Source organism: Protofrankia sp. CiP1_Cm_nod3 (assembly GCF_982290655.1).
In genome coordinates, this window is sequence record NZ_CEVIVD010000093.1 from 1 (window position 1) to 8,674 (window position 8,674).

Here is an 8,674-nt window from a genome sequence, read left to right on the forward strand (position 1 = left end):
ATAGATCGGACTTGGCAGCAGACCATCCGGCGGATAGTTGGACGTGGCCAGCAGAGTGATCTTCTTCTCGAACAGCGACGTGAACAGCCGGCTGACCAACATGGCATCGCCGGCGTCATGGACGTGAAACTCGTCGAAACACAGCAGACGGCAGCCGGCGAGGAGCTCCTCGACCGCGAAGTCCACCGCCCGGCGTTTCTGCCGATGCCGGGAAAAGGCCGAATGGAACTGGCGGAAGAATTCGTGGAAATGCACCCGGTGCTTCTTGTCCGTCGGCACGCTCTCGTAGAACACGTTCATCAGCCAGCTCTTGCCCCGGCCGACCGGCCCCCAGAGGTAGACCCCGCGCGGCTGCCGACCGAACGGGCCCCGCCACCGCGACACCTCGGCGCCGAGCTGGGCAAGCCGGCCGGCGACCCGCACCTGTGCCGCGTCCAGCTCGAACCCGGATCGCCCAGCGGCATCCTCCAAACGCTTCACGAACCGCTCCACGTCCGCGCGTTCACCGGCCACGAGCACACCGGTTGCGCTGTTCCCCGATCGACGCGGCCTGGACCGAGCTCGGGGAGAACATCCTGCTCGAGGTTGTGTCGGTCGAGTTCGGCGACAGCAACCTGATCGTCTCCTGACAGGCCCAGCCCCGGTCGTGCTGTCCCACCGGATCAGGACCTGCCCGGCCACCCATATTCCCGGAACAGTACAGCGGTTTGCTCAGAACTCCTGTTTCAATTATCAGAACCATGAGACCGCCGCGAGTCGGAGTACCATCATCAATCCTGGCCAGAGGGGTCCTGAAAAAACCTCCCAGCGATCAGCCACCGGTGCGGGCTTCCCATTCGGCTCGGGTGATCGTGTAGATGGCGCTGTCGGTCTCGTGCAGAGTTTCATAGCGCTCGAACGTCATGCCCAGTTTCTCGGCGACGCGGATGGACTGCTGGTTGTCCCGGTGCGGGATGGCCACCAGCCGGTTCACACCGTGGTTCGCGAACGCCCAGGTCCCGGACGCGCGTGCCGCCTCGGGCGCGTACCCGCGCCCCCACCAGGGCCGGCCGATGAACCACACCAGCTCGATCCCGGGCCATCCCGGCTCGTACCACAGCCCCGCCCGGCCCACCAGCGCGCCGGCGGCCCGCTCCACCACCGACCACGAGCCGGCCCCTTCCAGCTCCCACGCGCCGATGTTGGCCGCCAGGTTGTGCCACATACTGTGCCGATCATGATTACCGACATACCGCCCGAACTCGGCGTCGGACCAGATGGCGGTGGACGCGTCAAGATCTTCACGACAGATCGGCCGAAGCACCAACCGCCCCGTCGTCAACGTGGGGATGTTCACGCGTCGCCATCGGCAGAAAACACACGGATGCGGGCAACTGTGGCCATCCACCGCGCCGGAGGAGATGTGCTGATCATCCCGTCCAGCTCCACCTACAACGTGTATGCGGGAGATCGATGAGCGGGAAACCATCCCGACACGTCCAGTACGATCATGCCCTCCGTCATCGTGCCATAAACAGCCGCGTCAGCACTATAACCGGCCGGCCGCACAACCGACGCACGAACAGGAGACGCCACCAAGACACAGCCCTGCAAACCTCTGCCCGGGCAGCCTCCGAAGGATGCGGCTCCACTGCTGTCAGGGTAGCGCTGGATTCACATCCTGGGTCACCCGCCGAGCGGGATGCTGGCGACGTCGACCAGGCCTGCATGAAAGCACGTGATTCCGGGAATTCAGCGGATGGCCAGAATCTCCTTATGCCGCGGGGGCCTGGGTGCGGTCGCGGCGGTAGGCGTCCACTACGACTATGAATTTTCCGTTGACTGTGATGTCGGCGAGGCCGGTGAACAGCCGGGCTGTTCCGGGTAACGCCGCGACGGAGCGGACGCACACGGTGAAGCGGGAGCCGGGGGCCAGGGACGCGGCGCCGTCGCCGGGGTTGCCGGCGCCGCAGTCCGCTCCCTCGGGCGCGAAATGCAGCTCGGGGGCGCCGTCGAGGCCCTGGTCGGCGAAGGCCGTCTCGGCGGCGACCCGGGCGCGCGTGAGGGCCTGCTCCTCGCTGTCGGCGGTGGCGTACGCCCGGCCGGCGGCCCGGGCGGCCTGAGTCACCGCGAACGCGGCCCGCTGGACGGCGAACACGCTGAGGAAGAAATAGACGAACGGGATGAGCAGCAGGACCGACAGGCCGACGAACTCGATCAGAGCGGTGCCGCTGTCGTCGAGCGGGCGCGGCCGACGCTGGTCGCCTCGCCGGCCCCACTCACGGAACCGGCGCCATGCGCGATGTAGGTGCCACTCGCGGTGCGGGCGCGGCAGGCGTCGCCGAGCCCGACCTGGCGCCCGCTCCCGCGTCTGATCAGGGTCCGTCTGATCAGGGTCGGGGCCCGGGCGGAGCTGGTGTCGTGGGGGCATGTTCACGGGGTCTCCTTGACCGCGTGGCCGACGACCGTGATCGTCGTCTTCGCGCCTCCTGGCAGGACCGTCAGCGGTACGGCGACCCGGCAGCGCACCTCGACCAGGGGCACGCCGGACGCGCCGGTCGTGGCGGCGCTGGTGCAGCGGGTGTCGGCACGCCCGGGGATGGACGACGCGATCAGCCGCTCCGCGTAGGGGCCGCCGGAGTCCTCGGGCATGTTCAGGTTCGCCGCGTGCCGGGCGCCCTCGGCGGCGTCCGCGGCCAGGGTGTTACGGATGTGCAGCACCACGCCGACCTGGACGACCCCCAGGAACAGGAAGAGCAGCAACGTCCCGACCAGCACGAACTCGACGACCGCCGAACCGCGCTCGGACGCTGAGCCTCGCTCGGAGGTCAAGGCGCGCTCGGACGTCAAGGCGCGCTCGGACGTCAAGGCGCGCTCGGACGCCGGCCGTGGCGCTGCCGCCCGGGCGCGCAGCCGCGCGGGGAAACCCCCGAACCCGCGCCCGCTCGCTGCCGGGCACGCCGGAACGGGTCGATGCTCCCGCGAGGAGAACAGCGGGGAGAACAGGCGGTCCCGCACCGGGAACAGGGTGGCGATCTTGAGCCTTCGCGCGGGAGGCCCGGCGCGGTCAGCCGTTGCCGACCACGGAGTCGATCGCATTGGTGAAGACATCGCGCAGCTGGGGCACGGCGACCGCCATCAGGGCGACGACCAGGGCTGCTGTCATGACGGTGACCATGACCCAGCCGGGCACGTCCCCGCGGTCACGGCGGTCACGGCGGTCACGGCGGTCACGGCGGTCGCCGCCGGCCTGCCCGGCCCCTGCCACGAGCAGGTCTCTCCCGGCCCGGGACAGCCTCTCCCGCTCCAGCACCCAGCGGCTCACGAACATCGCGAACACACGCACGGCCAACAGCTCCTTCGCATTCTTCCGGGCTCTTCGAGCCCTTCGGGCACTTCGGATACGCCTCTGCTCGGCGGACAGCGAGAAAATCTCCAGAAAATCACCGGCCGTCATCACTGGGCGTTGAAGGAAAGACTGACCAGCGCCGGATAGAAAGCGAAGATCACAGTGGTCGGCAGGACGAAGAACACCACCGGCACCATCATTGCGATCTCCTTGCGGCCGCCGGCCTCCAGCAGCTGGCGTTTGCCCGCCTCCCGGACGTCCACCGCCTGCGCCCGCAGCACCTCCGCCAGCGGTGTGCCGCGTTCGATGGCCACGGCCATGCCGTCGACGAACCGGGCCAGCGACGGCACCGTCGTCCGGGTGGCCATGCCCTCGAGTGCCTGGACGAGGGTGGCCCCGGCGCGGGCGTCCGCGAGAGCCAGCCGCAGCTCACGGCCGAGCTCCCCGTGGGAGAGCCGGCTGACCCGCTCCAGCGCGCCGATCGGGCTCTCCCCCGCGGTCACCGCGAGCGCGAGCAGCTCGGCCACGGTCGGGAACTCGATCAGTATCCGTTCCTCGCGTTCCCGGATCGCGCGCGTCAGCCACCAGTCCCGGGCGACGATCCCGCCCGCGACCCCCGCGACGACCATGGCGACGCCGACGATCGGCGGCGGCCCGACGCCGGTGAGCGCCCGCACGAGCAGCAGGAACGCGCCGACAAGCGCGCCGGCCACGGAACAGATCACCTGTTGGACCCGGAACTCCTCGATGGACGTCCGTCCGCCAGCCTGGGTCAGCCGCCGGGTCAGGGCGGCGCGCCCACCGAGGAAACGGTCGAGCCGCCGGGCCGCGTCCCGCACGAAAGGCCGCAGCAGCTCCTCCAGACCGCTACGGGACGACATCGTGCTCCGCGGACGGTCGGCGAGCAGCCGGGACTGCGCCGGGGCGTCGCGCAGGTAGGGATCCATCCGGTCGGCCAGCCGGATCCGCCGGACAACCGGCGACCGGCGGATGATGATGAGCAGCCCGAGCCCGGTGAGCAGGCCGATCAGGGCGCCGGTCGCCGCCGGGCTCACCGCGGGCTCCCCGAGAGGCTGCTCCCCAGCACCCGGCCTTCCTCGGGCAGCCGCCCGATCCATTTCATGATCATGTAAGCCAGCACCGACACGCCGCCGCCGGTCGCGAGCACGGCGACGCCGGTCGGGCTGTCGTAGGCGCGCACGGTCTCCCCGCGGGTCGCCAGCATCAGCAGGACGACCCACGGTGCCGCGAGCGCGAGCCGGGCGGCGTTGACCGTCCAGCTCTGCCGGGTCTCCAGCTCGGCGCGGGTGCGCGCGTCCTCCCGCAGGAAGGCCGACAGCGTCCGCAGCAGCCGGCCGAGGTCGGTGCCGCCGACCTCCCGCGCCATCCGCAACGACTCGATGATCCGGTCGGCGACCGGGTCGGCGAGGTCGTCGGCGAGCCGGTCCAGGCTCGCCGAGAAGGAGCCGGTCGCCCGGTAGTCCTCACCGAAGCGGGTGAACGCGGGGCGCAGCGGGACCGGGCCGCGCACCCCCACCGACGCGAGCCCCTCCGGCAGGGACATCCCCGCCCGTACGGCGCTGGCCAGGTTGTCCACCACGTCCGGCCACAGTTCGCGCAGGTCGTGCATGCGGGTGCGCCGGCGCCGCACCACCATCGCCCGCGGCAGCAGGGCGGCGAAGACGAAGAACGCCCCGGCCAGCGACCAGGTGGCGGTGAAGGCAAGGACGAGCAGGCCGACCACCAGGCCGGCCCCAACACTGATCATGAGGAGCTGGTCGGGGCTGACCCCCGGGATACCTGCCTGCGCGAGAAGTTCCCTGGTCCGCACCCGCCATCTGGCGGTGCCGGGGTCACGCCGGACACGGGGACGGCCGCTGGTGACGACGAGAAACAGGCCGAGCCCGAAGAGCAGGCCGAGGAAGATACCCATCAGCCCTCCCCTCCCCGGATCTCGAGCCATGATCGTTCGCCCAGCGGGGACCGCTCGAGCAGCGCGGCCCGCTCGGCATAGCCGCGATCACGATCACGATCACGATCACGAGCGCGGTCACGGTCACGGTCACGGTCGGTCGCGGCGAGCAGCGCGGGCAGGTCGTAGCCGGCCTGGGCGAACCGTTCGGCATGCGGGGGGTAGCCCTCGGCCCGCACCAGGGTGCTGCCGTGCGTCCGGTAGATCTGGGCGATCTCGATGACGTCCCCCTCGGTACGCCCGGGCAGCGCGACGATCTCGGTGACCCGCCGGCGCCCGCTGGCGTCCTTGGCCAGGTGGACGACGAGATCCACGCTCGCGGCGACCGTCGGCACCACGAAGGCGTGGCTGACGTTCTCCCCGGCGAGCAGCGGCAGGGTGCACAGCTTGGTGACCGCCTCGCGGGCCGAGTTCGCGTGCAGGCTGCACATGCCGGGCAGGCCCGAGTTGAGCGCGATGAGCAGGTCGAGGGCTTCCTCCTGCCGGACCTCGCCGACAATGATCCGGTCCGGGCGCATCCGCAGCGCCTCCTTGACCAGGCGCCGCAGCCGGATCTCCCCGGTGCCCTCCAGGTTGGCCTGGCGGGTCTGCATGGCGACCCAGTCCGGCGCCCGGAGCTTGAGCTCGAAGACCTCCTCGCAGGAGATGACCCGCTCCCGCCCGGGCATCGCCGAGCCCAGGCAGTTGAGCATCGTCGTCTTCCCCGCCTGCGTCCCACCGGCGACGATGATGTTCAGCCCGGACGCGACGGCGGCCTCCAGGAAGGCCGCGGCCGGCGCGGTGATCGTGGACAGGGCGACCAGCTCGTCCAGGCTGGCCGCGGACAGGACGAACTTGCGGATGTTGACCGACCAGTGGGCCCGGGTGACATCGGGGATGACCACGTGCAGGCGCGAGCCGTCCGGCAGCATGGCGTCCACGAAGGGGGTGGAGAGGTCCACCCGCCGCCCGGAGCTCTTCAGCATCCGTTCGACGAGGTCCGCGACGCCGTCGGCGGTCAGGATCGTCGTGGTCAGCTCGCTGCGCCCGTTACGGGCGACGAACACCCGGCCGGGCTCGTTGATCCAGATTTCTTCCACTGCCGGGTCGTCGAGGTGGCGCTGCAGCGCCCCGAATCCGGCGACCGCGTCGTGGACGAGCCGGGCGGTGGTGGAGCGGTCGACAATCGGCGGCAGATCGCTGGTGAGCGCGCGTTCCTCATATTCGCTGAGGACGTCCTCGACGAGCTGGCGTATGCGGACGGGCTCCTCGACCGGGTCGAGGGAATGGCGCCGGACGAGTTCGCGCACTTCACCCTCGATGAGAGAGGTGGCGTCCATCCAGTCACCACGTGCCGCCACGGAAGACCGATCCCCCCTGGTTATGCGTTCGGAGTGTTGTCAGCCGGACAAATACTACGAAACATAGAAATCAGGTCGCGTCCGATCAAGCAGTCGACACCGTGCCCCTCCGCTCGCCGGTCGTCCGAAAAATCACGATCGGACCACCTTCGGCTTGTACCACTCCGCTGCCCACCGGCGGCGCAAAAGCAAGATCACACCACCTTCGGCCGTTCTCCCCCTGGCCCCGGCAGCGCGATAACAAGATCGCATCGCCTTCGGCTGGAGGGAGGTGGACGCCCGGCGACAATATTCGCATGGCCGTTGCGGTCCACCCACATCGGGCCACGGGGAGCCCAACGGCGGCAGAAAACGATCACATGCCCAGGCGAACATCCGTTACTCTCCGCATCCATCACCCGGCTGGCCGGGCGCCGGGCGGGAAAATGGCCGGCCCGCTGTCGCGACATTCGGGAAAACAGCCGGAACGGCCCCCGGCCGCCAGGTGGCCGCGGACCGGGGAGGACGCTCCACCGGCCCGGCCGGAAAATCCCGGCAACCACTCCCCGGTGGAACTGGCGCCAGCGTCGGGCCATATCCGCGCGCATCGCGGCGGCAGCGGCCCGTCCGGCGTTCACGGGACGCGGTCGTAACCGGTGGGAAACACGCTGGCTCGTCGCTCGCGCGGCCGGCTGCCGGAACCGTGACGAGCGGGCCGCCACCGTGGCGTATGCGCGACCGATACCGGTTGACATGCGAACCCGCTCGCCCCGAAAGAAACAGGATCATCCGCCGGCCCACGGAGCGGCACCCACGGGACCGCCCGGCCCAGGCCCGAGAAACGTCCACGGGAACGGATTGTCAGAATTTCCATAAATCATTCGATATCAATTCTGATACCGATCAGAAATATCAGCGACCGGTACTCGGAACCGGCCCGTAGCCATATTCATGACCAGCGCACCCGGCCGGTCGGTGCCACCACCGGCCAGCGGCGGCGCGGACGCACCGGAATCGGCTGCCCGCCGCGCCCGGGATGGCTTCGCAGGACGCCGCGGACAGCCCGTGGACGCCCCTGCCACACCCGGCGGCGGTCGGACATTCAGTGACGGACAGTAACATTTCGATCAGTCCCTGCCCCTGGACGACCGCATATCCGCCCGGCCCGGGCGACCGCGGACGCTGGTCCGCGCTACCTGGTCCGCGCTACCTGGTCCGGCGGTCAGACCCGGCCGCGGTGGTGGCGTTCGTGGAGGGAACCGGCCTGGCCCACCCAGTCGTCCGAGACGATCCGGTCGCCGAAACCCTCCAGGACGCTGCCGAGCCAGCTGACCCCGTCCTCGTTGAGATCGGCGAGCTGGCGGAAGCTGACGATGCCGAGCGCGTGCAGCCGTGCCTCCACGACTGGGCCGATCCCGACGATCTCCTTGAGATTGTCCCGGCGGGCGCCCTGCACCGCGGCGGGCGGCGGGAGGGGGCCGGAGCCGCCACCGGGGCCGGAGGAACCGGACAGCGAGGTCAGCCCGGCCAGCGCCACTGAACCCGGCAACGCGGCGGGCGAAGCGCCCATGGCTGCGCCGGAGGAGCTACCCGGAGTGGCCGACGCCCCCGCGGGCACCGGGCCCGCATGTGCCGAGGCCCCGGATGCCGCGCCCACGGGCGCTGTGCCCGGGGAACGACGATCCGGCTGGGCGCCCGGGACGGGCCGGGCGGTGAGCACCGGCACAACCGCGGCGACAGCCGGATCCTCCTCGAGGAACTCGGGCTCCTCCGCCGCCGGCAGCGCGAAAAAAACATGATCGCGACTTCGCCGACCGCTGGGGCCGCGGCCATCGGGGAGTGCGGAGGACTGGCCCTCCCGGGCCTCGCGGGCCTCCCAGACGTCACGGAGATCGGCGTTGTCGAGGTCCTCCGCCACGCCAGCGGCCGGCCCACCGGCCTCCGCGTGGGTGGGCTGCCCGCCGGCAGCGCCGGTATCCGGCTGGCCCGCCACCACGGTGTCCTCACCGACAGCCGGCTCGAGGGCAGCCGGCTCGAGGGTGGCCGGCTCGAGGG

At 70.5% G+C, this 8,674-nt stretch carries 9 protein-coding genes; all 9 read right to left on the bottom strand.

Annotated features, from left to right (window positions below):
- Window positions 1-519, bottom strand: a 519-nt coding sequence (gene zapE, locus AC5LUJ_RS16740; protein ID WP_493465261.1) for a cell division protein ZapE, incomplete at its 3' end; no start/stop codon positions are given.
- A 292-nt stretch (window positions 520-811) separates the two neighbouring features.
- The gene (locus AC5LUJ_RS16745) at window positions 812-1,303 is read right to left on the bottom strand and encodes a GNAT family N-acetyltransferase (RefSeq protein WP_250290270.1); all 492 of its coding nucleotides are present in this window, start codon (window positions 1,301-1,303) and stop codon (window positions 812-814) included.
- Window positions 1,304-1,753: 450 nt separating this feature from the next.
- Window positions 1,754-2,410 (bottom strand): hypothetical protein, encoded by a 657-nt coding sequence (locus AC5LUJ_RS16750; protein ID WP_445548278.1) that lies wholly within the window; start codon window positions 2,408-2,410, stop codon window positions 1,754-1,756.
- 2 nt (window positions 2,411-2,412) lie between these two features.
- Window positions 2,413-2,811, bottom strand: coding sequence for a TadE/TadG family type IV pilus assembly protein (locus tag AC5LUJ_RS16755; RefSeq protein WP_250284348.1), 399 nt, complete (start codon window positions 2,809-2,811; stop codon window positions 2,413-2,415).
- Window positions 2,812-3,046: 235 nt separating this feature from the next.
- Window positions 3,047-3,325, bottom strand: a complete 279-nt coding sequence (locus tag AC5LUJ_RS16760) for a hypothetical protein (protein WP_493465262.1) — start codon at window positions 3,323-3,325, stop codon at window positions 3,047-3,049.
- 110 nt (window positions 3,326-3,435) lie between these two features.
- Complete coding sequence (locus tag AC5LUJ_RS16765; protein WP_250284353.1) at window positions 3,436-4,383, bottom strand: type II secretion system F family protein; 948 nt, start codon at window positions 4,381-4,383, stop codon at window positions 3,436-3,438.
- Window positions 4,380-5,261, bottom strand: coding sequence for a type II secretion system F family protein (locus tag AC5LUJ_RS16770; protein ID WP_250284355.1), 882 nt, complete (start codon window positions 5,259-5,261; stop codon window positions 4,380-4,382). Before AC5LUJ_RS16770 ends, AC5LUJ_RS16765 begins: the two co-directional genes overlap by 4 nt.
- Entirely contained in the window at window positions 5,261-6,619 is a 1,359-nt protein-coding gene (locus AC5LUJ_RS16775; protein WP_493465263.1) for a TadA family conjugal transfer-associated ATPase, read from the bottom strand. The genes AC5LUJ_RS16770 and AC5LUJ_RS16775 overlap by 1 nt, the downstream gene beginning before the upstream one ends.
- Before the next feature lie 1,222 nt (window positions 6,620-7,841).
- The coding region (locus tag AC5LUJ_RS16780; RefSeq protein WP_493465264.1) for a helix-hairpin-helix domain-containing protein at window positions 7,842-8,674 on the bottom strand (833 nt) is incomplete at its 5' end.

What these genes read in the sequence shown, in the direction of transcription:
- AC5LUJ_RS16750 (WP_445548278.1), bottom strand. Translation starts at nt 2,410, where the DNA reads ATGCCCCCACGACACCAGCTCCGCCCGGGCCCCGACCCTGATCAGACG.
- AC5LUJ_RS16770 (WP_250284355.1), bottom strand. Translation starts at nt 5,261, where the DNA reads ATGGGTATCTTCCTCGGCCTGCTCTTCGGGCTCGGCCTGTTTCTCGTC.
- AC5LUJ_RS16775 (WP_493465263.1), bottom strand. Translation starts at nt 6,619, where the DNA reads ATGGACGCCACCTCTCTCATCGAGGGTGAAGTGCGCGAACTCGTCCGG.